The sequence below is a fragment of the Tessaracoccus coleopterorum genome, assembly GCF_011174705.1.
In the GTDB taxonomy this organism is placed as follows: domain Bacteria; phylum Actinomycetota; class Actinomycetes; order Propionibacteriales; family Propionibacteriaceae; genus Arachnia; species Arachnia coleopterorum.
Map to the genome: position 1 here is coordinate 1,138,259 of NZ_JAANIJ010000001.1, position 25,541 is coordinate 1,163,799.

Sequence of the window (25,541 nt, forward strand, 5' to 3'; positions counted from 1 at the left end):
TCGACCGGCCCTGACCGAGATGATCCGGTTCATCAACGAGCATCGGGATCGTTTCGGGGTCGAGCTCATCTGCCGCGTCCTCCGACCGGCAGTGCAGGGCTTCCTCACCTCCCGCGGCTACCGCGCCGCGGTCGGCCGCGCACCGTCCGCCAGACACCTGAAGGACGAGCTGCTGGTGCCCGAGATCGCGCGGTTGCATGCGGAGAACTATGGCGTCTACGGGCGCCGGAAGATGCATGCGTTGATGCGCCGACAAGGCTGGGACATCGGACGCGACCAGACCGAACGCCTCATGCGTCTGGCCGGGTCCGTGGCGTCCGGAAATCGAAACGGGTGTTCACCCACCCGCTCCGACAGCACGGCGGCGCTACCGAGCGATCTCGTCAATCGTCGCTTCACCGCACCGGCGCCGCGACGGCTCTGGGTGTGTGATGTGACCTACGTCGCGACGTGGTCCGGGTTCGCCTACGTCGCGTTCGTCACCGACGTCTACTCCCGCCGCATCGTCGGATGGAACGTCGCCTCCACGCTGCGATCCGAGATCCTGCCCATGCAGGCTCTCGACATGGCCGCCTGGAACGCCGGCGGCCGGCTCGACGGGCTGATCCATCACGCCGACCACGGCTCGAACTACACCGCGATGGTCTACACCGACCGCATCGTCGAGCTCGGCGCCGTACCCTCCACCGGAACGGTCGGGGACTCGTTCGACAACGCCATGGCGGAGGCCGTGAACAACCTCTACAAAACCGAGCTGATCCGTCAGCGCGGTCCCTGGCGGACCGTCGAGCAGGTCGAACTCGCGACCCTCGGATGGGTGTGGTGGTGGAACAACCAGCGCCTCCACGGCGAGCTCGACATGCGCACCCCGGTCGAAGTCGAGCACGCGTACTACGCTGACCTGGAATCAGGCCAGCCGGCACCTGCCGGACAAGGCTCCCGATAGGAACGAAAGTCAGGCCGATTCAGACCGACCCCAAACAGGGAGGACCGGCCGACACCCCCAATGTCAGCCGGTCCTCGTCCATGGTGGACGGCGTCAGTGCGCGATGGCCTCCCCTGCGCCGGCGCCCGTCATCGAGCGCATCTCCATCTCGATCGCCAACTCCTCGTCGGCCGTGTTCCTGCTCGTGATCGTCCCGAGCCATCCGGCGAAGAACGCGAGCGGCACCGAAACCAGTGCAGGGTTGGTCAGCGGGAACCAGGCGAAGTCGACCGACTCGCCCAGCATCGCTTTCGCGTTACCCGACACCGACGGGCTGAACACGATGAGCAGAACAGAGCTGATCAGGCCGGTGTAGATGCTCCACACCGAGCCGCGCGTGTTGAACCGGCGCCAGTACAGCGTGTACAGGATCGACGGCAGGTTGGCCGAGGCCGCCACCGCGAACGCGAGCGAGATCAGGAACGCGATGTTCTGGCCGTTGGCGAGGATGCCACCGAGGATCGCGAGGATGCCGATCACCACCGACGTGATGCGGGCGACCTTCACCTCCTGCTCCGGGTCGGCCTTGCCGTCCTTCAGGATCGAGTTGTAGACGTCATGCGCGAACGACGCCGACGCCGTGATCGTCAGGCCGGCGACCACCGCGAGGATGGTCGCGAACGCGACGCCCGAGATGATGCCCATGAACACCTCGCCGCCGAGGTGCAGCGCGAGCAACGGGCCGCCGAGTTGGCCGCCCCCGGGCCTCCAGGATCGTCTTCTGCCCCACCAGCTTGGCGGCGCCCATGCCGAGCACCAGCGTGATGAGGAAGAATGCCCCGACCAGCGCGATGGCCCAGACGGCGGAGCGACGCGCCTCCTTGGCGGTGGGCACCGTGTAGAAGCGCATCAGCACGTGCGGCAGGCCGGACGGCCCTGCCACCAGCGCGATGGACAGCGACAGGAACGACAGCTTCGTGAAGTCGGTGGCACCGTACTGCTGCATCGGCTGCAGGACGTCGACGCCGGTGCCGGTGGCTGGGTCGAGGCCGGCCGCCTGCGCGGAGGCGAGCAGGGTCGACAGGTTGAACCCGCTGCCGAACAGCACCATCGCGGCCATGATCGCGGCACCCGTGACGAGCAGGACGGCCTTGATCATCTGCACCCAGGTGGTGCCCTTCATGCCGCCGATGAGGACGTAGACCACCATCAGCGCACCGACGAGCGCGATCACGAGGCCCTGCATGTTCTTGTCGGAGACGCCGAGCAGGAGGGCGACGAGGCCGCCGGCGCCGGCCATCTGGGCGAGCAGGTAGACGAACGAGATCACGAGTGTCGACGTGGCGGCCGCGGTGCGCACCGGCTTCTGGTTCATCCGGAAGCTGAGCACGTCGGCCATCGTGTATTTGCCGGTGTTGCGCAGCGGCTCGGCCACCAGGAACAGCGCGACGATCCACGCCACGAAGAACCCGACGGAGTAGAGCAGGCCGTCGTAGCCGTAGAGGGCGATGGCGCCGGTGACGCCGAGGAAGGCGGCCGCCGAGAGGTAGTCGCCGGTGATGGCGAGCCCGTTCTGGCGGCCGGAGAAGGCGCCGCCGCCGGTGTAGAAGTCGGAGGCCTTCGACTTCTGGCGCGTCACGGCGATGACGATGCCGAGCGTCGCGGCGACGAACAGTGCGAAGACGGCGATGTTGATCGCCGGGTTTCCGTAGGACTCGAGCTGGATCATGCGTGCTCCTCCCCGACGAGGCGGGCCTTCAGGTCTGCGGCGATGGGGTCGAGCCGCCGGTTGGCGTATCGGACGTAGATGGCGGTCCACACGTAGGTGACGAGGAACTGGAACAGGCCGAGCGTCATGCCGACGTTGAGCGACCCGAACAGGGGCTTGGCCATTGCCTCGGTGGCGTAGATGGACAGGATCACGTACACGAAGTACGAGGCGAGCCCGGCGACGGTCATCGGGAAGGCGAACCTGCGGAACGCGCGACGGAGCCGCCCGTACTCGGGCGTCGCCGCGGCGGCGATGAACTCACTGGTGGTGGGCTGCGTCTTCGCGGCCCCGGTGTCAGTGGCTCCGGAGGTACCGGGCCCCGGCTGGCAGGGTGGATTCTGATGTCCCGGCCCGGTGGTTGGGCTCGTGGTCACGGCTGTGCGTCATGTGGGCGCTCCTCACGCGGCCTCCGGGCCCCCATTGGCCCGGGTGCGATGACAGTAAAGTACGCCGGATATATCTCCAAATCCGAGAAATTGGTGTCCATTTCGCGCTGACTACGATGTTAGCGCTGCCAGTTCCGTCGGGAAATTGCGGTCAGCCAGGGGAGGCCGCCCCTCCAGCGCGTCCGGATCGAGGATCCGAACCTTCCGGCGCCCCGTCAGCTCGATCGCTCCGGACGCCGCGAGCGCGGCCAGGCGACGGCTCAGCGTCTCGGGGTGGTGCCGAGGTAGCGGGCCACCTCCTGCTTGGCCATCGGCAGTTCCACGTCGACGGCGCCGTCGACGTAGGCGCCGGGCAGGTCGAGCAGGTAGGCCGCGACCCGGGCCGTCACGTCGCTCGAGGTGACGGCGGCCAGCAGCCGCTCCACGGATGAGAGCCGGTCGGAGAGGGTGCGCAGCATGCGTTGGCTGATGTCGGGGTAGTCGCCGAGCAGGGCGGCGAGGTCGGCGTGGTCGAACACGCACATGCGGCTGTCCTCCAGCGCGACGACCAGGTCGCTCGGACGGTGACCCGTCAGGAATGCGCGCTCCCCCACGACGTCGCCGTCGGTGACGGTGCGGAGGATCTGTTCCTGCCCGTTGAGCGACTCGTGGCTCACCTTCAACCGGCCGCTGTGCATCACGAGCAGCCGCGATGTCGGCTGCCCCGGCACCTGCACCGTCGCCCCCTTCACGACGGCGAGCGGTCGCGCGAAGCGGGCGACCCTGAGCTGTTCCTCGTGGGTGAGCCCTGGAAGATCGGGACGCGGGTGACGCACAGATCGGCCATGTCCGCGAGCCTACCTGCGGCCTTTCCGGCCAACTTGATCCGGGTCAAGGAGTTTCCCGCGCCGGCTTCGTACCTTGGTGGACATCAGGCAGTCAACACTCGAAAGGAACCTGACATGACCACCACCAACACCACCGCCACCCACACGATCCTGCGTGCCGAGGGCTTCTCCTGCCCCTCCTGCGTCGCCAAGATCGAGGACCGCGTCGGCAGGCTCGACGGCGTCCAGGCCGTGAAGGTGCACTTCGCGTCGGCCCGCATCGAGATCGACCACGACGCCGGCCGCGTCTCCGTCGACGACCTCGTGGCGGCCGTCAAGAAGGCCGGCTACACGGCCAGCCCGTCCGCATTCTGACCCACCCATCCCGCCACCCCGGCGGGCTCCCAGAAAGGCCGAAACCATGAATCCCTTCCGCAGGCTGCTCGCCGGGCGCTGGGCCGTCCCCGCCGTCTCGGGCGCGCTGATCGTCACCTCGTGGCTGATCGGTTGGCTCGGCGACGGCGCGGCCGACATCATCCTCTCCCCCAGGTGGTGGCTCGATGCAGGCGGGCACGCCACGCACACCGGCGGCTACACGCTGTCGGCGGCCTTCATGGTCGCCGCGGCCGTGGTGGCCGGGTACGGCATCGTGGTCAAGGCCACCCGGGCGCTCGCCGTCCGCACGATCGGGATCGACCTGCTCGTCTCGGTGGCCGCCATCGGCGCCGTCGTGATCGGCAACTTCTGGGAGGCGGCGGCGGTGACGTTCCTGTTCGCCGTCGGGCACGCCCTCGAATCGGCCACCCTCAACAAGACGCGTTCGGCGTTGGCCGAGCTCGTCGCCGTCGCCCCCGATTCCGCCGTCGTGCTGCGCGACGGCGCCCAGGTGGAGATCCCGGCCGGGCAGGTGCTGATCGGCGAGACGGTGCTCGTGAAGAACGGCGCCAAGGTGCCCGTCGACGGCGAGGTGACGGGCGGCACGGGCGCCGTCGACGAGGCGTCGATCACGGGCGAGTCGCTCCCGGTGGAGAAGGCGGCGGGCGACCGCGTGTTCGCGGGCACCGTCTCGCGGGCGGGTTCCTGCAGGTGGAGGCCACGGGAGTCGGGGCCGACACCACGCTCGCGCGGATCATCCACCGCGTCGAGGAGGCGCAGGACGCGAAGGCCCGCACGCAGGCGTTCATCGACCGGTTCTCCCGCTGGTACACGCCCGCCGTGATGGCGTTGGCGCTGGTGGCGGGCTCATCTCCGGTGACGTCGTGCTGGCGCTGACGCTGCTGGTGATCGGCTGCCCCGGTGCCCTGGTGATCTCCATCCCGGTGGCGATCGTCGCGGGCATCGGCCGGGCCGCCCGCAACGGCATCCTCATCAAGGGTGGCGAGTTCCTGGAGACGTCGGCGAAGATCACCGCGGTGGCGCTCGACAAGACCGGCACCCTGACGCAGGGCAGGCCCGAACTGGCCGACGTGCTGCCGCTGGGCGGGGCGGGTCGCTCGGAGGTGCTGCGTTGGGCGGCCGCAGCCGAGGCGGGCTCGGAGCATCCCCTCGCCCGGCCGATCCTCGAGGCCGCCGAGGCCGAGGGCGTCGGCGCGCGGGAGTGCCCGGCGCCGTCACGCCGGTGCCCGGGCAGGGCATCGTCGCGGAGGTTGACGGGGTGGTGGTGCTGGTCGGCAACGCCCGGCTGCTCGAGGGCAACGGGATCGACCCGTCCGTCGCCGGCCCGGCGGCCGACGCGCTCGCCGCGCAGGGCCGGACCCCATGATCGTGGCTGTCGACGGCGTCGCCGTCGGCGTGATCGGGTGGCCGACCGGATTAGGGACGACGCGGCCGAGATGGTGTCGCGGCTCCACGCGGCCGGGGTGCGGAAGGTCGTCATGCTCACCGGCGACACCCGCGAGGTGGCCGACGCGATCGGCCGGGCCACGGGCATCGACGAGATCCACGCGTCGCTGCTGCCCGAGGACAAGCTCGAGGCGGTGGCCGCGCTGCAGCGCGAGGGGCACACGGTGGCGATGGTCGGCGACGGCGTCAACGACGCCCCTGCCCTTGCCACGGCCGACATCGGGGTGGCGATGGGGCCGCCGGTTCGGCGGTGGCCGTCGAGACGGCCGACATCGCGTTGATGGGCGACAACCTGCTGCGGCTGCCCGAGGCCATCGGGCTGGCCCGGCGCACCACGTCGGTGATGCGGCAGAACATCTGGGTGGCGCTGGTGACGGTCGTGGTGCTGCTGGCGGGCGTGTTCGCCGGCGGGGTGACGATGTCGATCGGGATGCTGGTGCACGAGGCGTCGGTGCTGATCGTGATCCTCACGCCATGCGGCTGCTGCGCGCGGTGCCCGCTCAGGCGGCCAGCCCCGCGAGCCGCAGCAGCGCGGCGGTGACGGCGCCGAGCAGCACCACCACGATGAACGGGGCCCGCAGCCAGAGCGCCACCACGGCCACGACCAGCGACGCCACCCTGGCGTCCAGTGTCAGCGAGGAGCCCGACGCGAACGTCTGCGTCATCACCAACGCGGCGAGCAGCCCGACGGTGACGCCGGCGGCGGTCTCGGCGACGCGCGGGTTCTCCAGCGCCTCGGACGGCATGAAGTAGCCGATCAGCTTCTGCCCGAGGCAGGCGAGGGCCGCGACGACCACCCAGATCGAGAGCGTCATGCGGTGGCCTCCGCCTTCCGGCCGTGCTGGAGCCAGGCCACCAGCGCGGCCGCTGCCCCGGCGGCGAGGATCGGTATCCCCGCCGGGGCCAGCGGCACGAGCACGACGGCGACAACGGCGGCGACCACCCCGATCGCCCGCGCCTCCCGCTGCCGCAGCCGCGGCCAGAGCAGGGCGACGAACGCGGCCGCGGCGGCGCCGTCGAGGCCCCAGGCGCGGGGTCGCCGAGCACGTCGCCCAGCAGCGCCCCTCCGAGGGTGGCGAGGTTCCAGAACACGAAGACGCCGAGCCCGGCGGCCCAGAACCCGACGCGGCGGGTGCGGGCGTCGGGTTGGGCGAGCGAGACGGCGACGGACTCGTCGATGGTGACCTGCGCGGCGGCGAGCCGTCGCCAGCCGGTGAGGCGCAGCAGCGGCGCCATCTGCAGGCTGTAGAGGGTGTTGCGGACGCCGAGCAGGAACGCGGTGGCGGCCGCGGCGGGGGCCGCCCTCCCCGGCGATGACGCCGATGAACGCGAACTGGCTGCCGCCTGTGAACATCAGGAGGCTGAGCAGGCAGGTCTGCCAGAGGTTGAGGCCGCTGGCCACCGACAGGGCGCCGAACGAGATGCCGTAGGCGCCGGTGGCCAGCCCCACCCAGACGCCCTGGCGGAGGGCGGGGGTGGTGTCGGGCTGTGTGGTGGTGGCCGTCATGTTTCCGGGTGCTCCATCACGAGCGTGATCCAGGTGCCGGGCTCGAGGGCCTCGTAGCTGTGGGCGACGTCGCCGGGGAAGGAGCCGTAGTCGCCGGCCCGCAGCTCGATGAGGGCGCCGTCCGGGCCGACCAGCGCCGCGCCCTGGGCGACGACGACGTGCTCGACGGTGCCGCGCAGGTGCGGCTCGGAGCGGTGGGGCGGCCGGGCTCGAGGGTGACGGCGTACAGGTCGCGTCGCTCGTGGGTGCCTGGGGCGAGCAGCGCGGCGGAGTAGGCGGCCCCGGCCGCGGGGACGGCGGGTCGCTCCCCGGCGCGGACCACGCGCATCGGGTTCTTCGGCGGGCGACGAGCCGCGCGAACGGCACGTCGAGGGCGACGGCGATGGCCCAGAGCGTCTCGACCGACGGGTTGCCCTGGCCCGCCTCCAACTGCGACAGCGTCGACTTGGAGATGCCGGCCAGCCGCGCGACGGCGCTCAGGGAGTGCCCTGCGCGGGCGCGCTCGGCGCGGAGGTTGGCCGCGATGAGGGCCACGGGGCCCGGGTCGCTCCCGGTGGGCTTGGCTTCGGTCACCGGCTCAGCATAACGGCCGTTCGTTCGCTTCGCCGAACGCTGCCCCGTCGGGCGCCCACGTCAGCCCTCCCGCGGTCGTCAACCTTCGCGCGCCCCCCCGCGCCCAGGCACCGACCGCCGTCCGGCGGGTGCGGCGCCCCGCCGTCGGAGGCGGGCGTCGGAGGCGGGGCGCCCGCCGCTACGCGGCCCCGGACACTAGCTGCAGGTAAGCGCAGCCTCGAGCGCCTCCTGCGCGGCCTCGACCTCGGCGAGTTCGTCGGTCAGCGTCGCGGCGGCCTCGGGCACGGTGAGGTCGGTGTCGATGTCCTTGATCGCGTCCTGGAGCTGCGTCCGGGCGGCCGCGAGGTCGTCCTTGCGATCCGCTTCGATCTTGTCGATCGCCGTGGTTAGTTCGTCGTAGCTGGCCTTGACCTCGTCACGGGCAGCGGTGATGTCGGCGATGCTGGAGGACGACGAGAGCGAGACCTTGGCCTTCGCCACCGCGCCGACCAGTTCGGTGTGGGCCGCGCACGCGGCGGCCTGCTACTCCTCGGGTCGGAGCCGCAGGCGGTGAGCGTCAGGGCCATGGCCCGCAGAGCGCGAAGACGGATGACCGGAGAACGTTGGCGTGCATGATTTCCTTCTGCCGGGTGGGGGACGGCCCCACCGTAGGGCGCGTGACAGGGCGCGGGCCCTGCCCGTGGGCAAAACTCATCACAATCTGATGATCCGGTTCGGGCATGGCTCCGCGTGCGGGACGCCGTCACCACCCCACCGCCGTCGGCTCAGAGGGCGTCGGTTGCCCGCAGCAGCGTCCGGCCAGAGTGCGCGGGATTCTCGTCGAACGGCTCGTCCGACAGGTCGACGATGACGTATCCGGCGGGGATCAGCGCCGGATCGAGCGGGAGCCGCACGGAGCGCCCCGGGGGAAGGTGCCGACCGTCACCATGCGCGCAAGGTCCTCGTTGATCAGCCACACCTCGATGTACCCGTCGGGATTCGAGATGTCGGCATCGAGCTGGATGTCGAGCAGGAGCCCGGCACCGTCGCGCAGGAGCCGTGCCCGCCCCTGGGGTGAGCCCTGGTCGTCGAGCGGCGCGAGTTCCACCTCGCGTTCGACGGCGGGCTCGGGCTCGGCAGCAGCCGGCTGACGGCGAGACCGGCCAGCGCTCCGCCGACAAATCCGGCCGCGACCCCGAGGAAGAGGCCTCTCCTCGTCACGGTGGACGCCGGAGCCTCTGCGGCCTCGGCGCCGATCCCGAGGTCGGCAGCGCCGATCCCGATGTCGGCGGCGATCCCGTCCCAGAGTCGATCGGGTGGCGTTTCGAGCTCCGGCGCGGGCGCCGCGAGGGCCCGGCTCACCCGGGCCTCGAGGTCGCCGGGTTGCGTCCCATCAGATGGTCGGGGCATCGTCCACCTCCTCGAACATCGCCTTCAGCATCGCGAGCCCGCGTCGGACGTGGCTCTTGACGGTGCCGAGACGCATCCCCAGCGCGTCGGCCGCCTCCTGGTGGGTCTGGTCGTACAGGAACACGGCCCGCAGCACCGAAGCCCTCGGCTCACCCAGCTGCCGCAGCGCATCGTGGACGAGCATCCGGTCGGTGAGCTCGTCGACGCGGTCAGCGACGCTCCCGTCGGCCGCGTCCTCCGTCGGCCCGGCTGTGCGGCTGCGGGCCCGCAGCGCGTCGATGATCTTGTAGCGGCAGATGCCCATCAGCCAGGCCGGGAGCGCCGTGTCACTCGCCCGCAGGGTCTGCCGGGAGCGCCACGCGGCGATGAACACCTGCTGCGTGACGTCCTCCGCGTCGGCACGTGACCCCAGGGAGGTCAACGCGACGGTGAACACCAGCGGGGCCCACCGCTGGTAGACCACCCGCAGCGCAGACTCGTCACCGTGGGCGAGTCGGTCCGCCAACTCGCCCACGGTGGGCACGGTCTCCTGCGCCGGGTCGGGCACCCTGTCAGGCTATCGGCTCAGTTCATGACGTGGCGCCCGCGAGCCAAGATCACCGCCCCGGCGACGCCCACCACCACGATGAGGCCGACCAACGCGACGGGCCAGCGGGTGCCGGGCCTTCGGCACCGGTGTGCGGCAGCCCGGATCCGCGGTGAGCGTCACCTGCTGGGTCGCCAGCGCCAGGTTGTCCGCCTCGAGGCTGCCCCACGCGTACACGACGGTGAGCTGATCCTGCTTCAGGGTGACGTCTGCGGGGCCGAGCACCACGGTGTCGGTGCCTGCAGCCACCACGTCGGCGCTCACGGTGCCCGGGCAAGATCGAGGCTGGCCTCCTTGGGGTTGGCAAGGGACTCCACGACGACGGCTCCGCCCGCGCGGATGTCGACCTCGGGCGCGGCCGCCACGTGACGCACCGTCAGCCGGGCGCCCTTCGCGGAGGCGGAGATGTCATTGACGAACGGCATCAGCACCGGGTCTCCCTCGGAGTTGAGGTGCGCGACCACCGTGATGTTGGCGCCGGCGGGCACCTGCACGCCCTTGGCCTCGATGACGGCGTCACCGTCGGGCCCGCGTCCACCGCGGTCACCAGCAGGTCGTAGCTGCCTGCCGGCAGGGAGACGGGGTCGGTGAGGGTGCCGGCGGCGAAGTCGGTGAGCAGCTCGTCGCCGTTGGCGTAGACGTCGACGGTCACGCCCGGAACGGCGTGCAGCACAGAGATGTGTGCGGTGTCGTCTGCGGAGGCGGAGGTCGCCCCGAGAGCGCGGCGCCCGTCAGCAGCATCGCCGCGAGCACTCTGGACATGGTCTTCATGACTGGATCCTTTCCTGCGCGGCGGCCGAGCGACCGCCGACATCCGAGTACTTCGTCCGGATGCACCTGGATGGATGCAGTGCTTCGACTTTTTCTTCCGGGACTATTCCCGGAGCCGTTGCGCGAGCCAGTCCACCAGGGGCGCGGCCGCGCGCCAGGCCTCCGCGACCTCGGGGGCGAAGCTCGCGACACCCTCCGATGAGACCTCCCGCTCCACCGCGAGGCTCTTGTGGCGGAGGAGTTCGATGCGGGGTGGTCGCGGGGATATCCGCGCGGCGCCGTCGCCACCTGGTCACCCGTCACGAGCCACCCGTCGCCGAGCAGCGGCCGTAGGAGCGCCTGGATTCGCGGGCCCTCCTCGTCGTCTGCGACGGCCCGACGGATCCGGGCCAGGGCCACCGGGGTCGCGGCGTAGAATCCGGCGACGCCGCGGGCCTCGGACGAGTTGACCTCGAGGTAGAACCCACACGCGGGTGCCGTCTGGAAGAACACCCCTGATGCGTCTTGTAGGGCGCCTTGTCGGCGCTGAACCGGACATCCCGGTGGGGCGAAACAGCTTGTAGCCCCGAACTCGGGGCGAGCAGCTCGGCGATCGCGACCAGCGGCGCGCGGACCTTCCCTCGTAGCGCGTCTTGTTGGCCTCCCAGAACTCGCGGGTGTTGCTCTGCTCAAGCTCGCGGTAGAAACTCATGGCGTCGGAGGGGAAATCGGTCACGCTGACATCCTGCCACCGGCACCGACGTGGGCGCCGGGCGGTGCGTCCACCGGTTCCGCTCCCCGCCGAGCCGGTCGCGTCCGGATTCTCGCCCGGTGCGGGCGATGCGACTTATCGTTGTCCATGGCCTACTGGTTGTTCAATGTCACCCACGCAACCGCCGCCGCGTCCGATGCCCGCGGCGCCGCCGTCGGCTGGCTCAGGTCGGGGATGTGGCCCGTCGGGGATGACGAGGCTCACCGCGACGAACTCGCTGCCGGCGATCGTGCCCTGATCTACGCGGCGCCCGATCGGGTGTTCGTCGCCGTCGCCACACTCGGCTCCGGGATCCGCCCGGGCCACCTGGGGCGACGGTGTGTTGATCGGCGCAGTCGAGTGGTGGACGCCGGAGGTGCCGATGGCGGAGGTACTCGCGCGCATCGACCCTGCGAACAACGCCAAGGCCGAGTTCACCGCGGGAGTCGTCGGGATCATGCCCGACGAGTACGAGGCAGCACTCGCGGCGGCGGCGGACCGACCTGCCTGACGTTTCGTGGCCGCGCCTACATGCGGACACCATCCGGCGGCCTCGGGCTCGGAAGGCGTCTGCGGCGCTGGCGTGGTCCGCGACCGTCCGGGTGGGTGTCCTTCGAGACGGCGCGGGCTCCGAGCCGGAGTCGAATCCCGGCTGCCGGCGGTGATGGGTTGCCCAACCTGTGGGGCCGTGGCGCATGCAACCAGGACCACCGTGCAGATCCCCGGAACTGTCGGTGTCCGCTGCTAGGTTGAGAAGTGCCGCGCGGGGATCAACATGAGCGCGTCAAGCGCAGGGAGTAGACACAAAGAGATGGCCGGACCGACCAAGGAATCACAGCGAGCAGAACTGCACAAGACGATCTGGCGCATCGCCAACGATCTGCGCGGCAGCGTCGACGGGTGGACTTCAAGAGCTACGTGCTGGGCATGCTGTTCTACCGGTTCATCTCCGAGAACCTCTGCGCCTACATCGACGGCTTCGAGCGCGACGCCGGGGTCGCGGGCTTCAGCTACGCGTCGCTGTCCGACAAGGAGGCCGAGTTCGGCCGCGAGGTCACCGTCGCCGAGAAGGGCTTCTACATCCTGCCCTCGGAGCTCTTCCACAACGTCCGCGAGCGGGCGCCCCGTGATCCGGACTTGAACGAGACGCTGGAGCGGGTCTTCAAGAACATTGAGGGCTCGGCCCTCGGCTCCGCCAGCGAGGACGACCTGAAGGGCCTCTTCGACGATCTCGACGTGAACAGCTCCAAGCTCGGCAACACGGTGGCCAACCGCAACAAGAAGCTCGTGGGGCTGCTCGATGCCATCGGCGACCTGCCGCTGGGCAACTTCGAGGACAACTCGATCGACCTGTTCGGCGACGCCTACGAGTACCTGATGCAGATGTACGCCTCGCAGGCGGGCAAGTCCGGCGGCGAGTACTACACCCCGCAGGAAGTCTCAGAGGTCCTCGCCCGGATCACGGTTGTGGGCAAGGAGCGCGTCAACAGGGTCTATGACCCCGCATGCGGCTCCGGCTCACTGCTGTTGAAGTTCGCGAAGGTGCTGGGCACCGACAACGTGGGAGGCTTCTACGGCCAGGAGATCAACCTGACCACCTACAACCTTGCCCGCATCAACATGTTCCTGCACGACGTCAACTTCGAGAAGTTCGACATCGCGCACGGCGACACCCTGCTCGACCCGCAGCACTGGGACGACGAGCCGTTCGAGGCGATCGTCTCCAACCCGCCCTACTCCATCAAGTGGGAGGGCGACGCCAACCCGCTGCTCATCAACGACGAGCGCTTCGCTCCCGCCGGGGTCCTGGCGCCGAAGTCGAAGGCGGATTTGGCCTTCACGATGCACATGCTTAGCTGGCTCGCCGTCAACGGCACCGCGGCCATCGTCGAGTTCCCCGGCGTGCTCTACCGAGGCGGGGCCGAGCAGAAGATCCGCAAGTACCTCGTCGACAACAACTACGTCGACGCCGTCATCCAACTCCCGCCGGATCTGTTCTTCGGCACCACCATCGCCACCTGCATCATCGTGCTCAAGAAGTCGAAGACCGACAACGCCGTGCTCTTCGTCGACGCCTCCGCCCAGTTCAAGCGCGTCGGCAACAAGAACAAGCTCCAGCCCGAGAACCAGGAACGCATCCTCGATCTGCTCGCGCAGAGGCAGAGCGTGGAGCATGAGGTCGCGCTGGTCTCGAACGTCGACATCGCCGACAACGACTACAACATCGCCGTGTCCTCCTACGTCCAGCCCGAGGACACCCGCGAAGTGGTGGACATCACCGAGCTCAACGCCGAGATCGCACGGATCGTCGCCCGCCAGGCGGAACTGCGCGCCTCGATCGACGCCATCGTCGCCGACCTGGAGGGGCAGGCAAGTGAGCACAATGCCGACATGGGAGGGCTTCCTCATGCCGTGCCTGCGGGCGCTGGAGGACGGCTCGACGCGCACCCGCCGAGAGATGAGCGACTTCGCCGCCAATGTGGCCGGGCTCACGGACGAGCAGCGGGCGACCCCTCTGGCCTCAGGGCAGATGATGCACGCGAACCGCATCGGCTGGGCCCTGTCCTTCCTCTCCCGCACAGGGGCGTTGTCCAAGCCGTCTCGTGGGCACTTCATGCTCAGCGACGCCGGGCGCGAGGTCCTCTCCAGGCATCCTGGCGGGGTCACGGAGCGCGACATCGTGGCGATGGGCGAGGATCCCCGCTCGGGCATCCAGCCGTACGAGCCGTCAACGACGAAGAACCTCGACGCTCCCTCAGCAGACCAGGCAACCGCCGAGCTGGACCCGACCGAGCAGATCGAGTTGGGCGTCGCACGCGTCCACGAGGCCGTCGCGAAGGACCTCATCACCCGGCTCCTCGACCGCGAGCCCGCGTTCTTCGAGCAAGCTGTTGTCGACCTCCTCATCGCCATGGGCTACGGCGGCACGGGCGGACGAGGCCTCGCTACCCAACTCGTCAACGACGGCGGTATCGACGGCGTCATCGATCAGGACGTCCTGGGGCTGAACAAGGTCTACGTCCAGGCGAAGCGCTACAAGCGCGACAACTCCGTCGGACGCCCCGAGCTTCAAGGCTTCGTCGGGGCACTCAGCGGCAAGGCTGATCGCGGGTGTTCATCACCACCAGCTACTTCAGCGCCGGCGCGGTCGACTACGCCGCCCGCGACACGAACTCGCGCCTCATCCTGATCGACGGCGCCCGGCTCACCGATCTGATGATCCGCTTCGGGTAGGTGTGCAGGTCAAGCAGACGGTGCACGTCGTCGAGATCGACGAGGACTTCTTCGAATGAGCCGTGTCGATGAGTTGATCACAGAACTCGCGCCGAAGGCGTCGCATTCAAGACTCTCGGCGATATCGCACAACTCGTGCGTGGCAACGGCATGCCCAAGTCCGACTTGACTGACGAGGGCGTTGGTGCGATCCACTATGGCCAGATCTACACTCGCTACAGTGCCTGGACGGAATCGACCATCTCGTTCGTTTTGCCCGAGACAGCAGCGAGGCTCGCGACCGCCGAACCGGGCGACATCATTATCACCAACACGAGTGAAAACCTCGATGATGTCTGCAAGGCCGTCGCTTGGCTGGGTTCAGATCCGATCGTGACGGGTGGCCACGCCACGATCATCAAGCACAACCTTGAGCCGAAGTACCTTTCCTACTGGTTCCAGTCCCCAGCATTCGCGAGGCAGAAGCGGGCGCTCGCAACGGGCACCAAAGTCATTGACGTCTCGGCACGGCAACTCCTGAAGGTGCGTGTTCCGGTGCCGCCGGTCGAGGTGCAGCGCGAGATCGTGCGGATTTTGGATCAGTTCACCCAGCTGGAGGCGGAGCTGGAGGCGGAGCTGGAGGCGGAGCTGGAGGCTCGCACTCGCCAGTACGCCCACTATCGACAGACGATCCTTGAACCGAAAGCTGAGACCCTGTGGTCCACCCTCGGCGCAATCAGCTCAAAGGTTTCATCTGGAGGCACGCCGCCCTCTGGACGCGCCTCCTACTACGGTGGCGACATCCATGGCTGCGAACTCAAGAGGTCGACTTTGGCCCTGTGACTTCAACGAGCATGACCATTACAGACGAGGGCTTGCGAAACTCTTCCGCGAAGTGGATCCCAAGCACTGCGTAATCGTTGCGATGTACGGCGCGACGGCAGCGAAGGTCGCGGTCAACGAGATCCCGCTCACCACGAACCAGGCATGCTGCAACCTTCAAATTGACCCAGAGCAAGCGGACTACCGCTACGTCTTTTATTGGATCGCCAGCCAGTACGAACGGCTCAAGAGCCTCGGAGAGGGCTCGCAGTCCAATCTGAACGCGAAGAAGGTCAAAGACTTCCCGATCCCAATACCGCCCGTCGAGATGCAGCGAGAGGTCGTCACGTTGCTTGAGAAGTTTGACGCATTGGTCAATGACATCGGTGTTGGCCTTCCGGCCGAGCTAAGCGCCCGACGCAAGCAGTACGAGTACTACCGCGACAAACTCCTCAGCTTTGAGGAGGCCCCGGCGTGATCGAGTCGCTCGCACGCAAGTTCGATCCAATTGCCGTCTCGGCCGAGAGCACGGTCGTCGCCGAGTACATCGCCGATCCAGCGTCGCAGGCGGCGTATCAGTCGGAGGCCGCGCTTGAGCAGGAGCTGATTCGCCTCCTGGAATCCCAGGCATACGAGTATCTGCCCGTGACCTCCGAGGCGCAGCTCGTCGCGAACCTGCGCGCTCAGCTGGAGGCGCTGAACGACATCTCCTTCTCCGACGCGGAATGGGCGGGCTTCTTCGAGACGAAGATCGCGGGAAGAACGATGGCATCGTCGAGAAGACCGTGCGGGTCCAGGAGGATCACGTCCAGCTCCTGAAGCGCGACGACGGCTCAACGAAGAACATCGCTCTGCTGGACAAGCAGAACGTCCACAACAACCGGCTCCAGGTGATCAACCAGTACGAGATCGGCCAGGGCGAGGGCGGCGCGAACTACGCGAACCGCTACGACGTGACGATCCTGGTCAATGGGCTGCCGATGGTGCACGTCGAGCTGAAGCGTCGCGGCGTCGACATCAGGGAGGCGTTCAACCAGATCAGCCGCTACCAGCGCGACAGCTTCTGGGCAGGCTCCGGTCTCTTCGAGTACGTGCAGCTGTTCGTCATCTCCAATGGCACGTTGACGAAGTACTACTCCAACACCACCCGCAGCCAGCACCTCAAGGAGGCGCGCAGACCGGGCAAGGCCGGAAGACGTCGAACTCGTTCGAGTTCACGTCGTGGTGGGCCGACGCGCAGAACAAGCCGATCCAGGATCTGGCCTCGTTCGCGAAGACCTTCTTCGCCAAGCACACGCTGCTCAACATCCTCACCCGCTACTGCGTGCTGACCGCCGACCGCCTGCTGCTGGTGATGCGGCCGTACCAGATCGTCGCGACAGAGCGGATCCTGCAGCGCATCGACATCGCCACGAACTACAAGAGGCTCGGCACCGTCGCCGCGGGCGGGTACGTGTGGCACACCACAGGCTCCGGCAAGACCCTGACCAGCTTCAAGGCCGCACAGCTGGCGTCGAAACTGTCGAGTGTCAGCAAGGTGCTGTTCGTCGTCGACCGCAAGGACCTCGACTACCAGACGATGCGCGAGTACGACCGCTTCGAGAAGGGTGCGGCGAACTCGAACACGTCGACGGCGGTGCTCAAGAAGCAGCTAGAGGACCCGGCTGCGCGGATCATCATCACGACGATCCAGAAGCTCTCGACGTTCATCAAGGCGAACAAGGGCCACGCGATCACCCACGATCACGTGGTGATCATCTTCGACGAGTGCCACCGCTCGCAGTTCGGCGACATGCACACCGCGATCACGCGCGCGTTCAAGCGCTACAACCTCTTCGGGTTCACCGGCACGCCGATCTTCGCCGTCAACGCCGGCGCCGGCGGCAACCCGCAGTTGAAGACCACGGAGCAGGCGTTCGGGGAGAAGCTCCACACCTACACGATCGTCGACGCCATCACCGACAAGAATGTGCTGCCGTTTCGGATCGACTACGTCAACACCATCCGGGTCGGTGACGTGACCGACGCGCAGGTCTCCGCGATCGACACGGAGAGGGCGTTGCTTGCGCCGGAGCGCATCAGCCAGGTTGTGCAGTACACGTTGGAGCATTTCGATCAGAAGACGAAGCGCTCCTCCAGCTACGAGCATTCCGTCGTGACGAACGTCGCTGCATCAACGCGTGTGCGCCGACAGGCTGAAGCGGTGCGTGAGCGCAAGCGCGTGCGAGGGTTCAACGCGATCTTCGCCACCGCCTCGATCGACGCGGCCCGGCGGTACTACAACCACTTCCAACTCCAGCAGGAGGACCTGCCTGCCGAGGGTCGCCTCAAGATCGGCCTGATCTACTCCTACGGCGCCAACAACGCCACCGACGACGGCATCCTTGACGACGAGGCCTTCGACACCGATGCCTCAGCCTGGACGCCCGGGCATTCCTCGAGGACGCGATCCAGGACTACAACGACATCTTCGGCACCAGCTACGACACCAGCGCCGACAAGTTCCAGAACTACTACAAGGATCTCTCGCAGCGGCTGAAGAACCGGGAACTGGACCTCGTCATCGTGGTCAACATGTTCCTCACCGGCTTCGACGCCACCACCTCAACACGTTGTTCGTGGACAAGAACCTGCGCGCGCACGGCCTGATCCAGGCCTACTCACGCACCAACCGCATCCTCAACTCCGTGAAGACCTACGGCAACATCGTCGCCTTCCGAGACCTCGAGGACGAGACCAACGCCGCGCTGGAGCTGTTCGGCAACAAGGACGCCCGCGGGTTGTGCTCCTCAAACCCTACGGCGACTACTACAGCGAGTACGCCGAGAAGGTCACCGAGTTGCTGGATGCGTTCCCGCTGGGGCAGCAGATCATCGGCGAGGCTGCGCAGAAGGAGTTCATCCAGCTGTTCGGGCAGATCTTGCGGCTGGAGAACATCCTGACCTCGTTCGACGACTTCACCCGTAACGAGATCCTCACCGCACGCCAGGGCAGGATTACCGCAGCGTCTACCTCGACCTGTACGCCGAGTTCCGCAAGGACAAGGACGCCGACAAGGAGAGCATCAACGACGACATCGTCTTCGAGATCGAGCTGATCAAGCAGGTCGAGATCAACGTCGACTACATCCTGATGCTCGTCCAGAAGTACCGCGAGCAGCACGGCGACGGTGAAGACAAGGAGATCCGCGCCGAGATCTCCCGCGCCGTCGACGCCAGCCCCAGCCTGCGTAACAAGCGCGACCTGATCGAGGACTTCGTCGATCGCATCAGCATCGACGGCTCCGTCGACGACCAGTGGCAGGCCTACATCGCCCAACGCCGCGAGGCGGAGCTGCAGACCATCATCGACGACGAGCACCTCAGACCCGCCGAGACCCGGCGCTTCGTCGAGCGCGCGTTCACCCACGGCGCGATCCAGACCGGTGGCACCGCCGTCACGACGATCCTCCCGCCGATGTCGCGATTCGCCCCACCGGCGGGCACGGCGAGAAGAAGCAGCGGGTCCTCGACCGGCTCACTGCGTTCTTCGAGCGCTTCTTCGGCCTGGGCTCGGGCAGCGACCCGCAGCCGTAGCCCCGCCAGCTCCCAACCGGCTAGTCGGCGGCGCTGAGAGCGAAAAGCGCCTGCTCATCGACTTGCCGCGCTTTGCGTTAGTGCGAGTCGGCTCTGGGCTGCGACGCGCATGCGTTCTGCCACCTTGTCATACACGGATCGCTAGACGCTCGTCCGCCTTGCGCCAGAGCCATCCGGAGGACCGCACGGTGACCGCGCTCGCCACCAGTCGTTGGGCTAGGGAGGTCAGGAGTCCGTCGTAGTCGTTGGCCGCGGACTCGAAGATTAGCGGCACATCCAGAGGCTGGAAGCCCGACTCCCGAGGCACCTGCCAGCCGTTGTGGGACCAATGCACCGTGGTGGCGTCCCGGCTCACATCCACGCTGAGCGCGCCACACTCGAGGTCGCCACATTGCTGGCAGACGAGCATGGCTGCTCGGCCGTCGGGGAACTCGCCGGCGCCCGCGGATCTGAGGCTCTCAAGCCAAGCCAGCCCGCCCGCTAGGTCCCAACCCGTCACCATCCAAGTGGTGTTATCCGGGGTGTCTCCCAGCCGAGCATGCTTCGCAGTAGTTGGCCGTTCACCGTCCAGTCCAGGAATGCGTGCTCCTTGGCCTCAGCTGTGTCGCGATTCAGCAGCGACGTCGCCGTTGTTGCTTCGGCTACGGCGAGGAGGCCCATGTTGCCAGCCTAGAAGCCGTCGCACGGATGGAACCCCAGACGCCTGGATCTGACCCGAACACGGTGCCGACGAGGGCGGGTCTGTCAAACGAACGGTGTAACTGGGTTGTGTTGTCATGCTGGTCTGGGGCTGCTGAGGCGGCCGTCGAATCGGATGTCGAAAGCGTTGAGGGCTTCCTTCCATCTCTGGGTCCAGCGGCCTTGCCTTTGCCTGTGGGGTCGAGCGCCATGACGGCGAGGTAGACGCACTTGAGCGCGGCCTGCTCGTTGGGGAAGTGCCCGCGGGCTCGGACTGCCTTGCGGATGCGGGCGTTGACCGACTCGATCGCATTCGTGGTGCACACGATGCGTCGGATCTCGCGGTCGAAGCCGAGGAACGGGACGAACTCGGCCCAGGCGTTCTCCCACAGCCGCACGATTGCCGGGTACTTGTCGCCCCACGCTTCGGCGAACTCGAGGAATCGTTCCTCGGCCTCGGTGAGGGTCGCAGCCTGGTAGACGGGCTTCAAGGCCCGGGAGATGGCGTCCCAGTGCTGCCGGGCGGAGTACTTGAAGCTGTTGCGCATCAGGTGCACGATGCAGGTCTGCACGATCGTCTCCTTCCACACCGTGTTCACCGACTCGGGCAGCCCCTTGAGGCCGTCGCACACCACCATCAGGACGTCGTTCACGCCGCGGTTCTTGAGCTCCGTGAGGACCTGCAGCCCGTACTTGGCGCCTTCCCACCGTCTCCTGCCCACAGGCCGAGGATGTCCCGGTTGCCCTCCGTCGTGACCGCAAGGGCGACGTAGATGGGGCGGTTGGCGACCTGGCCGTCTCGGACCTTGACGTGGATCGCGTCGATGAACACGACCGGGTAGACCGGGTCCAGGGGCCGGTTCTGCCACTCCGACATCCCGTCGAGCACCTTGTCGGTGATCGTGGAGATCGTGGTCTTCGACACCTCCGAGCCGTACACCTCGGCCAGGTGAGCGCTGATATCGCCGTGGGTCATGCCCGCGCCGACAAGGACAAGACGATGTTCTCGATCGACCCCAACCGGCGCTGCCGCTTCGCGACGATCGTTGGTTCGAACGTTCCGGCACGGTCTCTAGGGACGCCGATGGTGACCGGACCGGCCTTCGTCAGCACCGTCTTCGTCCGGGTGCCGTTGCGGGCGTTGCCGTCCGCAGAGGCGCCCTTGGTGTGCTTGTCGTAGCCGAGGTGGTCGGTGATCTCACCTTCCAGCGCGGACTCCAGCACCAGTCGGGTCAACTCAGACAGCAGACCGCCCTCCCGTCGACCGACAGGCCCTGGCGTTGCGCGTCACCCACGAGCTGGGCACCCAGCCCCGGTCCACCACCGGCGGCTGTGTCGCCTCCGTCATCACAGCCAATCCGGCTCCCTCCACCACAGCCGCTGGGGCCATGCCAACCTGCTTGCTCATCGTGTTCCTCCTTGATCGGAGTTACACCGTTGACCGTACAGTCCCGCACATCGCGCCAGCTCCGGGGCAGCGCCGCACACATGGCCGCTATCTCCAGGATGCAGCTGGCGACACCGAGGAGGCTTCGGGCCGCCTGCCCGAATCCGCGTAACCCAACATTCGAGCGACCTCATCGAACGATGGGGCTGTGCCCCTGGCGGCCACAGACGATGGCCGCAGCAGCGACACCGCGATCAAGCGCTCTTTGGACATCGTCGAAGTCCGGGAGAGGGACGACAAAAACCCAGCCATGAACGTATCGCCCGCGCCGACGGTATCCACCACTGCCACTTCTCTACCAGGAGAAGCGACCTGCCGGCCGTCGGGTGTCACAGCCATCGCGCCCTCGGCACCGAGTGTGACTACGAACATAGAGAGGCCGAAGTCGCTGGCCCAGCGCTGCGCGTAGTAGAGGGGATCCGAACCGTCCTCCACCAACCACGCGATGTCTTCGTCACTTGCTTTGACGATGCCCGCATTTCGCCCAACAGCGCGCATGAGGCTGGAGACCCGCTCAAGGTATCGCGATCTGTCGGGCATCGTTGAGGGCCGTACGTTGATGTCGTAACTCAAGGAGGCGGCAGTCTGGTTAACGAAATCCAGCAGCGCCGGGGCACCAGCTCCGACCACGGTTCCGATCGAACCAAAATGCAACCAGTCGCCGGCTTGCAGCGTGGGGAAATCACCAGCCTGCCAACCGAAATTTGAGGTCTTGTCGAAGTGGAAGCAGTAGTCCGCCTTTCCCACATCATCCAGGGACACGATTGCCAGGGACGTTGCTTCCTCCGTACTGGTCGAGAGGCCCAGCCCCACACCGGCACCTGCCAGATGCATCCGCAACTGCTGCCCGAAGGCGTCGGTACTGAGCCTTCCCAGGAAGTCGACGTCCTCGCCCAACGTCGCGAGGGCTCTGGCAGTGTTGAAAGGGCCACCGCCCGAATAGGCGGTCCACTTCCCAGCGGTTGCCGCAGGCGCATGATCAGGGATCAGATCGATCAGTGCCTCGCCACAGACGACAAACCTCATCCGTCACTCCTTGTCGTACTATCGTGATCGCCTCGGGTACAAGGAACGCGACAGGCGCGATTCCCCGGATACTCCGGTGCTCATCCCTCTCCCAAGGGGTGGGGTGGGCACGACAGAGCGCCGTGCCCACCGCGCTAGACCCGCGACGCTTTGATCCAACCCTGCATCATGCTGCGGGCGTGGGTCGCCAGGGCTTCTCCGCTGTCCCAGAGATTGCGCCAGATCGCCAAGTCGCTACTCAGGCTCTCCATCACCACTGCGCTGGAGAAACTCTCGAAGGTGATGGCACCTTCGTACCGAATATCTGCCAGCGCGCTGAAGAACGATCCGAAGTCGATGTGCCCGGATCCCAGATAGCCGCGGTGGTTTTCGCCAATGTGGACGTACCCCAACCTGTCGCCCACCAACCGCACGGGTCGCGAGAAGTCCGACTCCTCAATGTTCATGTGATAAACGTCCAAGTGGATGAACATGTTCTCCGCCCCGATGTCGTCGATGAGGCTCAGGGCATCCGCTGCTGTGTTGATCACGTTCGTCTCGTAGCGATTGCAGACCTCCAGGCCCAGATCGACGCCCAATTCAGCAGCCATCTGGGCTGCATCCTTGAGGCTTGCGACGATGTTGGCGCGACCCTTCGCAGACAAGGGAGCCTTAGCCTTGCCGAAGGCGCCATAGAGAGCGCCCGTCAGGACCTTGCCACCCAGTTCATGGGTGATCTTGATCGATTCCTCGATCAGCTCGAGCCCACGCTTCACCACAGCAGGGTCGTCGCTGGAGACATCCGCATCCGGAGCCAACCCCGAGAGCAAGCGACGGACAGTCCTGCCTCTTTCAGGAGGCTGGACGCCTCATCTGGGTCAGAGTCGAAACCAGCGTGGAGCGAGAACTCCAGCAGATCGAAGCCAGCCGCTTTGGTACTGGCGACGGCCTTCTGCACGGATGCTGCACTTGTGTCGCCGGCCCAGACCAGAGCGTGAATTCCTAGCTGGTTCATGGGGCTTCCTCTCAAACGTTCTCAACAAGTTCGACGGGCGTGCCGTCAGGGTCATTCAGGTAAACGACCTTGTTGCCGGCCCAGGGCCCATCGCAACCACCTGCGGTGCAGAGTTGAATTCAATGCTGTCCTTTAGCTCGCCGTAGAGCTTCTCGACATCCTCTACGTTGAGGGCGACATGCATAGCTCCGGCATCGCGGTTGGGGCGATCGTTTGTCGGGCGTCCCTGGGCGTCTGGTACTCAAGCAACTCGAGCACCGAACCCTCATCCATTGGAAGGAAGGCAACGCGGATGACCGCTTCCTCTTCCTGCACCAGCTTGCTGAGCCAGTCGCCTTCAATCGTGAAGATCCACTCCGCCGGCGGCTCGCCGAAACCGAGTCGCGTGTAGAACTCGACGGAGCGCTCGAGATTCGAGACGGTGATTCCAACGTGATTCAAAATGCCCATGACATTTTCCTTTCATAATTGGGCTGCTATGCAGCCACAGAGGGAACTGATTGCTTGGTCAGCTTTCGGCGTTTCCAAGGGAACTTCAACGGGGAGTTGAGCAACGACGCCCCAAGAGCAGGACGCCGAGTGCCAACAACTGCATCTGAGACCCGGCGTTGCCAGGGACCAGCAGCAGGATTCCGGCGTTTAGCCAGACGACCACGAGCGTCGCCAGCAGCACACCGGCGACTCGTCCGATTCCGCCGGTAATGGCGACACCGCCCAACACAGCGATGGTGATTGCAGGAAGCGCCATTCCATTGCCCGAGACCCCAGCGTCCGGCCTCGCAGATGCGAACTGCGCGACGACGAAGACTCCTGCGAGCGCCGAGATGCCACCGGACAGGGCGTAGCTCAAGGCCCGGTAGAGCCGGTTGGGGAGCGCAGCCCAACGTGCCGCCTCATCGTTGGTGCCGGCGGCGTACAGGACCCTACCGAAGGTGGTCCGGTTGAGGAGGGCCCAGACCAACACCGCCACCGGAACCAGGAATGTCAGCAGACCCAGCGGGACGAGAGGCAGGAACCGGCCAATCAGCGGGATCTCAACTGACTGTGCAGCCGAGTAGAAGTCTTGGATGGGCTGCGTGTTGATTGGTGACTGGTTGCTCACCAAGATCGCAATGGACTTCAGTGCGTAGAAGCTCGCCAAGGTCGCAATGATGGGGGGAAAGTCGATGTAGGCGATCAGGACGCCGTTGACCGCCCCGCACGCTGCTCCGACAAGCACTGCCAAGAGAATTGCTAGGAACAGCGGCCAGCCCCACACACCGTAGGCGAAACCGAAAACGATCCCGCTAAGTGAAACCACTGCTCCCACCGACAGATCGATGCCGGCCCGCCCCGAGAGGATCACAAGGAGTTGCGCAAGCCCAACATGGCGAGCGGAATCGCATTGATCAGGGCCATAGCCATGTAGTCGGGCGTGTAGCGGGCGGAGGTGAATCCTGCGGCGCTGAGGGACATCATGCCCACCACCACGACCACAAGCAGCACAGCAAGCAGCAGCACCCGATTCGTGGTCAGATTGGCAAGAACTCGCTGGATTGGGTTTTGCTTCATGCTTCTCTCCTATGGCGGCGCTCACGGATGATGTCGACGCCAACAGCCAGGACGATGGCGATACCTACGAAGAGGTCAGCCGACTGTGACGGCCATCCGAGCTGGGTCACACCCGAACGCACCGTCTGCACAAGGACGGCGCCCAGGAGCGTCCCGAGCACTGAACCTCGGCCTCCGAGGACGGACGTGCCACCGATGACGACTGACGCAATCACGAGCAACTCCATGCCGATGCCCACCGACTGCTCAACGGTGCTCGTGCCCGAAGCAATCACGAAGGTGGCGGCGAATCCGGCCAGCAGTCCTGTGACGGCGTACGCCATGATGGCCAGGCCAGACACGCGAACGCCGGCTCTCACGGCTGCCGTCTGGTTGCCGCCAACGGCATAGAGATGGCGCCCAGCGCGGTATTGGCGAAGAAACACCCAGGCGAACGCCACCAAGATGCACGTCAACACGAAGCTATGGGGAATGCCGAACGTCCGTCCGTTGACGCCCCGCCCGAACACATCCAGGACCGACGGGATGCCGCTGACCGTGGACGAATCGAAGATCCTGAAGGCCACGAACTGGAACAGGTTTGCAGTGCCAAACGTGACGATGATCGGGTGGATCTTGCCGAGGGCGACGACCGTGCCGTTGAACAGGCCCAAGACCGCACCCAAGGCGACGGAGACGACGATGGCCAGCACCGCCGGGGTACCGTTCACGAGGAGCTTCGCCGTGACGACGGCGGCCAACATGACCATGCCGCCGACTGAGACGTCGATTCCTCCTGTGATCATGACGAACGTCATGCCAACGCCTATGAGGGCGATGGGAGCAACACTCACCAGCAGGGGAACGATCGAACCTTGGGTGAGGAAGGCTGGCGTGGTGAGCGCCAAGAATCCCCACAGCGCCGCGATGAGAACTATGAGGACCCATTCTTGGCCGGTCACCAGGTTCG

The 25,541-nt window shown here is 66.7% G+C and carries 35 protein-coding genes and 8 pseudogenes; 16 read left to right on the forward strand and 27 right to left on the reverse strand.

Annotated features, from left to right (window positions below):
- The first annotated feature begins 19 nt into the window (after positions 1-19).
- Complete coding sequence (locus tag G7085_RS07210; RefSeq protein ID WP_197510437.1) at positions 20-946, forward strand: IS3 family transposase; 927 nt, start codon at positions 20-22, stop codon at positions 944-946.
- 93 nt (positions 947-1,039) lie between these two features.
- On the opposite strand, the gene G7085_RS29825 is transcribed toward G7085_RS07210, so the two are convergent.
- From G7085_RS29825 to G7085_RS07225, 5 genes are all read right to left on the reverse strand, one after another.
- Positions 1,040-1,630 (reverse strand): solute symporter family protein, encoded by a 591-nt coding sequence (locus G7085_RS29825; RefSeq protein WP_269451803.1) that lies wholly within the window; start codon positions 1,628-1,630, stop codon positions 1,040-1,042.
- A complete protein-coding gene (locus G7085_RS07215) occupies positions 1,542-2,654 on the reverse strand; it encodes a solute symporter family protein (RefSeq protein ID WP_269451804.1) in 1,113 nt (370 codons plus the stop codon). Before G7085_RS07215 ends, G7085_RS29825 begins: the two co-directional genes overlap by 89 nt.
- The gene (locus G7085_RS24790; protein WP_197510438.1) at positions 2,651-3,070 is read right to left on the reverse strand and encodes a DUF485 domain-containing protein; all 420 of its coding nucleotides are present in this window, start codon (positions 3,068-3,070) and stop codon (positions 2,651-2,653) included. Before G7085_RS24790 ends, G7085_RS07215 begins: the two co-directional genes overlap by 4 nt.
- Positions 3,071-3,193: 123 nt before the next feature.
- A complete protein-coding gene (locus G7085_RS34410) occupies positions 3,194-3,346 on the reverse strand; it encodes a hypothetical protein (protein WP_408647187.1) in 153 nt (50 codons plus the stop codon).
- Entirely contained in the window at positions 3,343-3,897 is a 555-nt protein-coding gene (locus G7085_RS07225) for a Crp/Fnr family transcriptional regulator (RefSeq protein WP_197510439.1), read from the reverse strand. The genes G7085_RS34410 and G7085_RS07225 overlap by 4 nt, the downstream gene beginning before the upstream one ends.
- 126 nt (positions 3,898-4,023) lie before the next feature.
- Between G7085_RS07225 and G7085_RS07230 the strand changes: the two genes are divergently transcribed.
- From G7085_RS07230 to G7085_RS07245, 4 genes and pseudogenes are all read left to right on the forward strand, one after another.
- Positions 4,024-4,263, forward strand: coding sequence for a heavy-metal-associated domain-containing protein (locus G7085_RS07230; protein WP_197510440.1), 240 nt, complete (start codon positions 4,024-4,026; stop codon positions 4,261-4,263).
- A gap of 238 nt (positions 4,264-4,501) precedes the next feature.
- Positions 4,502-5,160: pseudogene (locus tag G7085_RS07235) on the forward strand (HAD-IC family P-type ATPase).
- Positions 5,148-6,011: an HAD-IC family P-type ATPase gene (locus tag G7085_RS07240; protein ID WP_197510442.1), complete on the forward strand. Its 864-nt coding sequence runs from the start codon at positions 5,148-5,150 to the stop codon at positions 6,009-6,011. The pseudogene G7085_RS07235 and the gene G7085_RS07240 overlap by 13 nt, the downstream one beginning before the upstream one ends.
- The gene (locus G7085_RS07245) at positions 5,981-6,271 is read left to right on the forward strand and encodes a hypothetical protein (RefSeq protein ID WP_197510443.1); all 291 of its coding nucleotides are present in this window, start codon (positions 5,981-5,983) and stop codon (positions 6,269-6,271) included. The genes G7085_RS07240 and G7085_RS07245 overlap by 31 nt, the downstream gene beginning before the upstream one ends.
- On the opposite strand, the gene G7085_RS07250 is transcribed toward G7085_RS07245, so the two are convergent.
- The 14 genes and pseudogenes from G7085_RS07250 to G7085_RS36230 form a co-directional block, all read right to left on the reverse strand.
- Positions 6,231-6,545 carry an AzlD domain-containing protein gene (locus tag G7085_RS07250; RefSeq protein WP_197510444.1) on the reverse strand — a complete coding sequence of 105 codons (315 nt, stop codon included), beginning with the start codon at positions 6,543-6,545 and terminating at the stop codon, positions 6,231-6,233. The genes G7085_RS07245 and G7085_RS07250 overlap by 41 nt on opposite strands.
- The gene (locus tag G7085_RS34415) at positions 6,542-6,673 is read right to left on the reverse strand and encodes a hypothetical protein (protein ID WP_408647072.1); all 132 of its coding nucleotides are present in this window, start codon (positions 6,671-6,673) and stop codon (positions 6,542-6,544) included. The genes G7085_RS07250 and G7085_RS34415 overlap by 4 nt, the downstream gene beginning before the upstream one ends.
- A 158-nt stretch (positions 6,674-6,831) precedes the next feature.
- Positions 6,832-7,237: pseudogene (locus G7085_RS34420) on the reverse strand (AzlC family ABC transporter permease); the annotation flags it as partial.
- Between the two features lie 16 nt (positions 7,238-7,253).
- Complete coding sequence (locus G7085_RS24795) at positions 7,254-7,565, reverse strand: hypothetical protein (RefSeq protein ID WP_231980817.1); 312 nt, start codon at positions 7,563-7,565, stop codon at positions 7,254-7,256.
- A gap of 86 nt (positions 7,566-7,651) precedes the next feature.
- Positions 7,652-7,810: pseudogene (locus G7085_RS32280) on the reverse strand (helix-turn-helix domain-containing protein); the annotation flags it as partial.
- A 195-nt stretch (positions 7,811-8,005) separates the two neighbouring features.
- A complete protein-coding gene (locus tag G7085_RS07265) occupies positions 8,006-8,290 on the reverse strand; it encodes a hypothetical protein (RefSeq protein ID WP_197510446.1) in 285 nt (94 codons plus the stop codon).
- Between the two features lie 284 nt (positions 8,291-8,574).
- On the reverse strand, positions 8,575-8,703 hold the full coding sequence (locus G7085_RS29830) for a hypothetical protein (RefSeq protein ID WP_269451805.1): 129 nt from the start codon (positions 8,701-8,703) through the stop codon (positions 8,575-8,577).
- A 55-nt stretch (positions 8,704-8,758) separates the two neighbouring features.
- Positions 8,759-9,151: a hypothetical protein gene (locus G7085_RS07270; protein ID WP_197510447.1), complete on the reverse strand. Its 393-nt coding sequence runs from the start codon at positions 9,149-9,151 to the stop codon at positions 8,759-8,761.
- A gap of 31 nt (positions 9,152-9,182) precedes the next feature.
- Positions 9,183-9,722 carry an RNA polymerase sigma factor gene (locus G7085_RS07275; protein ID WP_197510448.1) on the reverse strand — a complete coding sequence of 180 codons (540 nt, stop codon included), beginning with the start codon at positions 9,720-9,722 and terminating at the stop codon, positions 9,183-9,185.
- Between the two features lie 33 nt (positions 9,723-9,755).
- Positions 9,756-10,049 (reverse strand): hypothetical protein, encoded by a 294-nt coding sequence (locus G7085_RS07280; protein WP_197510449.1) that lies wholly within the window; start codon positions 10,047-10,049, stop codon positions 9,756-9,758.
- Positions 10,046-10,279: a hypothetical protein gene (locus G7085_RS07285; protein WP_331715536.1), complete on the reverse strand. Its 234-nt coding sequence runs from the start codon at positions 10,277-10,279 to the stop codon at positions 10,046-10,048. The genes G7085_RS07280 and G7085_RS07285 overlap by 4 nt, the downstream gene beginning before the upstream one ends.
- Entirely contained in the window at positions 10,210-10,437 is a 228-nt protein-coding gene (locus G7085_RS07290; protein WP_197510451.1) for a DUF4397 domain-containing protein, read from the reverse strand. The genes G7085_RS07285 and G7085_RS07290 overlap by 70 nt, the downstream gene beginning before the upstream one ends.
- Positions 10,434-10,556 (reverse strand): hypothetical protein, encoded by a 123-nt coding sequence (locus G7085_RS29835; protein ID WP_269452263.1) that lies wholly within the window; start codon positions 10,554-10,556, stop codon positions 10,434-10,436. Before G7085_RS29835 ends, G7085_RS07290 begins: the two co-directional genes overlap by 4 nt.
- A gap of 300 nt (positions 10,557-10,856) precedes the next feature.
- Positions 10,857-11,048: pseudogene (locus G7085_RS36230) on the reverse strand (TIGR02453 family protein); the annotation flags it as partial.
- A 581-nt stretch (positions 11,049-11,629) separates the two neighbouring features.
- Here G7085_RS36230 and G7085_RS07300 point away from each other — a divergent pair.
- From G7085_RS07300 to G7085_RS24835, 11 genes and pseudogenes are all read left to right on the forward strand, one after another.
- Positions 11,630-11,797: a hypothetical protein gene (locus G7085_RS07300; protein WP_197510453.1), complete on the forward strand. Its 168-nt coding sequence runs from the start codon at positions 11,630-11,632 to the stop codon at positions 11,795-11,797.
- A gap of 416 nt (positions 11,798-12,213) precedes the next feature.
- Positions 12,214-13,557: pseudogene (locus G7085_RS07305) on the forward strand (type I restriction-modification system subunit M); the annotation flags it as partial.
- Positions 13,558-13,693: 136 nt separating this feature from the next.
- Positions 13,694-14,520, forward strand: a pseudogene (locus G7085_RS34425) (restriction endonuclease).
- Between the two features lie 150 nt (positions 14,521-14,670).
- Complete coding sequence (locus G7085_RS07315) at positions 14,671-15,342, forward strand: restriction endonuclease subunit S (RefSeq protein ID WP_231979308.1); 672 nt, start codon at positions 14,671-14,673, stop codon at positions 15,340-15,342.
- Positions 15,343-15,394: 52 nt separating this feature from the next.
- The gene (locus G7085_RS07320; RefSeq protein ID WP_331715537.1) at positions 15,395-15,799 is read left to right on the forward strand and encodes a restriction endonuclease subunit S; all 405 of its coding nucleotides are present in this window, start codon (positions 15,395-15,397) and stop codon (positions 15,797-15,799) included.
- Positions 15,796-16,140, forward strand: coding sequence for a PDDEXK family nuclease (locus G7085_RS24815; RefSeq protein ID WP_231979309.1), 345 nt, complete (start codon positions 15,796-15,798; stop codon positions 16,138-16,140). Before G7085_RS07320 ends, G7085_RS24815 begins: the two co-directional genes overlap by 4 nt.
- The gene (locus tag G7085_RS32285; RefSeq protein ID WP_331715538.1) at positions 16,107-16,652 is read left to right on the forward strand and encodes a type I restriction endonuclease; all 546 of its coding nucleotides are present in this window, start codon (positions 16,107-16,109) and stop codon (positions 16,650-16,652) included. Before G7085_RS24815 ends, G7085_RS32285 begins: the two co-directional genes overlap by 34 nt.
- Positions 16,571-17,860, forward strand: a complete 1,290-nt coding sequence (locus tag G7085_RS24825; RefSeq protein WP_331715949.1) for an HsdR family type I site-specific deoxyribonuclease — start codon at positions 16,571-16,573, stop codon at positions 17,858-17,860. The genes G7085_RS32285 and G7085_RS24825 overlap by 82 nt, the downstream gene beginning before the upstream one ends.
- Positions 17,788-18,263 (forward strand): annotated as a pseudogene (locus G7085_RS24830) (type I restriction enzyme subunit R domain-containing protein). Before G7085_RS24825 ends, G7085_RS24830 begins: the two are co-directional and overlap by 73 nt.
- A complete protein-coding gene (locus G7085_RS29840; RefSeq protein WP_269452075.1) occupies positions 18,161-18,418 on the forward strand; it encodes a type I restriction endonuclease subunit R, EcoR124 family in 258 nt (85 codons plus the stop codon). Before G7085_RS24830 ends, G7085_RS29840 begins: the two are co-directional and overlap by 103 nt.
- Positions 18,340-18,933: a type I restriction endonuclease subunit R, EcoR124 family gene (locus tag G7085_RS24835; protein ID WP_269452076.1), complete on the forward strand. Its 594-nt coding sequence runs from the start codon at positions 18,340-18,342 to the stop codon at positions 18,931-18,933. Before G7085_RS29840 ends, G7085_RS24835 begins: the two co-directional genes overlap by 79 nt.
- 90 nt (positions 18,934-19,023) lie before the next feature.
- Here the strand turns inward: G7085_RS24835 and G7085_RS07330 are convergent, their stop codons facing one another.
- The 8 genes and pseudogenes from G7085_RS07330 to G7085_RS07365 form a co-directional block, all read right to left on the reverse strand.
- Positions 19,024-19,398 carry a hypothetical protein gene (locus G7085_RS07330; protein WP_197510455.1) on the reverse strand — a complete coding sequence of 125 codons (375 nt, stop codon included), beginning with the start codon at positions 19,396-19,398 and terminating at the stop codon, positions 19,024-19,026.
- Positions 19,399-19,670: 272 nt separating this feature from the next.
- Positions 19,671-20,884 (reverse strand): annotated as a pseudogene (locus G7085_RS07335) (IS256 family transposase).
- A gap of 185 nt (positions 20,885-21,069) precedes the next feature.
- The gene (locus G7085_RS07340; protein WP_197510456.1) at positions 21,070-22,047 is read right to left on the reverse strand and encodes a PfkB family carbohydrate kinase; all 978 of its coding nucleotides are present in this window, start codon (positions 22,045-22,047) and stop codon (positions 21,070-21,072) included.
- Positions 22,048-22,181: 134 nt separating this feature from the next.
- Positions 22,182-22,856 (reverse strand): sugar phosphate isomerase/epimerase family protein, encoded by a 675-nt coding sequence (locus tag G7085_RS07345; RefSeq protein WP_331715539.1) that lies wholly within the window; start codon positions 22,854-22,856, stop codon positions 22,182-22,184.
- Between the two features lie 347 nt (positions 22,857-23,203).
- On the reverse strand, positions 23,204-23,491 hold the full coding sequence (locus tag G7085_RS07350; protein WP_197510458.1) for a VOC family protein: 288 nt from the start codon (positions 23,489-23,491) through the stop codon (positions 23,204-23,206).
- Between the two features lie 85 nt (positions 23,492-23,576).
- Positions 23,577-24,386, reverse strand: a complete 810-nt coding sequence (locus tag G7085_RS07355; RefSeq protein WP_197510459.1) for an ABC transporter permease — start codon at positions 24,384-24,386, stop codon at positions 23,577-23,579.
- Positions 24,383-24,592 carry a hypothetical protein gene (locus G7085_RS07360; protein ID WP_197510460.1) on the reverse strand — a complete coding sequence of 70 codons (210 nt, stop codon included), beginning with the start codon at positions 24,590-24,592 and terminating at the stop codon, positions 24,383-24,385. Before G7085_RS07360 ends, G7085_RS07355 begins: the two co-directional genes overlap by 4 nt.
- Positions 24,589-25,533, reverse strand: coding sequence for an ABC transporter permease (locus tag G7085_RS07365; RefSeq protein WP_197510461.1), 945 nt, complete (start codon positions 25,531-25,533; stop codon positions 24,589-24,591). The genes G7085_RS07360 and G7085_RS07365 overlap by 4 nt, the downstream gene beginning before the upstream one ends.
- Positions 25,534-25,541: the final 8 nt, after the last annotated feature.

Bases quoted from the DNA above. Each gene is read 5' to 3' on its own strand.
- G7085_RS07210 (WP_197510437.1), top strand. From the start codon at position 20: ATGATCCGGTTCATCAACGAGCATCGGGATCGTTTCGGGGTCGAGCTC.
- G7085_RS29825 (WP_269451803.1), bottom strand. From the start codon at position 1,630: ATGGGCATCATCTCGGGCGTCGCGTTCGCGACCATCCTCGCGGTGGTC.
- G7085_RS07215 (WP_269451804.1), bottom strand. From the start codon at position 2,654: ATGATCCAGCTCGAGTCCTACGGAAACCCGGCGATCAACATCGCCGTC.
- G7085_RS07230 (WP_197510440.1), top strand. From the start codon at position 4,024: ATGACCACCACCAACACCACCGCCACCCACACGATCCTGCGTGCCGAG.
- G7085_RS07250 (WP_197510444.1), bottom strand. From the start codon at position 6,545: ATGACGCTCTCGATCTGGGTGGTCGTCGCGGCCCTCGCCTGCCTCGGG.
- G7085_RS24795 (WP_231980817.1), bottom strand. From the start codon at position 7,565: ATGCGCGTGGTCCGCGCCGGGGAGCGACCCGCCGTCCCCGCGGCCGGG.
- G7085_RS29835 (WP_269452263.1), bottom strand. From the start codon at position 10,556: ATGAAGACCATGTCCAGAGTGCTCGCGGCGATGCTGCTGACGGGCGCC.
- G7085_RS07315 (WP_231979308.1), top strand. From the start codon at position 14,671: ATGCCCAAGTCCGACTTGACTGACGAGGGCGTTGGTGCGATCCACTAT.
- G7085_RS07330 (WP_197510455.1), bottom strand. From the start codon at position 19,398: ATGGTGACGGGTTGGGACCTAGCGGGCGGGCTGGCTTGGCTTGAGAGC.
- G7085_RS07340 (WP_197510456.1), bottom strand. From the start codon at position 22,047: ATGAGGTTTGTCGTCTGTGGCGAGGCACTGATCGATCTGATCCCTGAT.
- G7085_RS07350 (WP_197510458.1), bottom strand. From the start codon at position 23,491: ATGGGCATTTTGAATCACGTTGGAATCACCGTCTCGAATCTCGAGCGC.
- G7085_RS07360 (WP_197510460.1), bottom strand. From the start codon at position 24,592: ATGAAGCAAAACCCAATCCAGCGAGTTCTTGCCAATCTGACCACGAAT.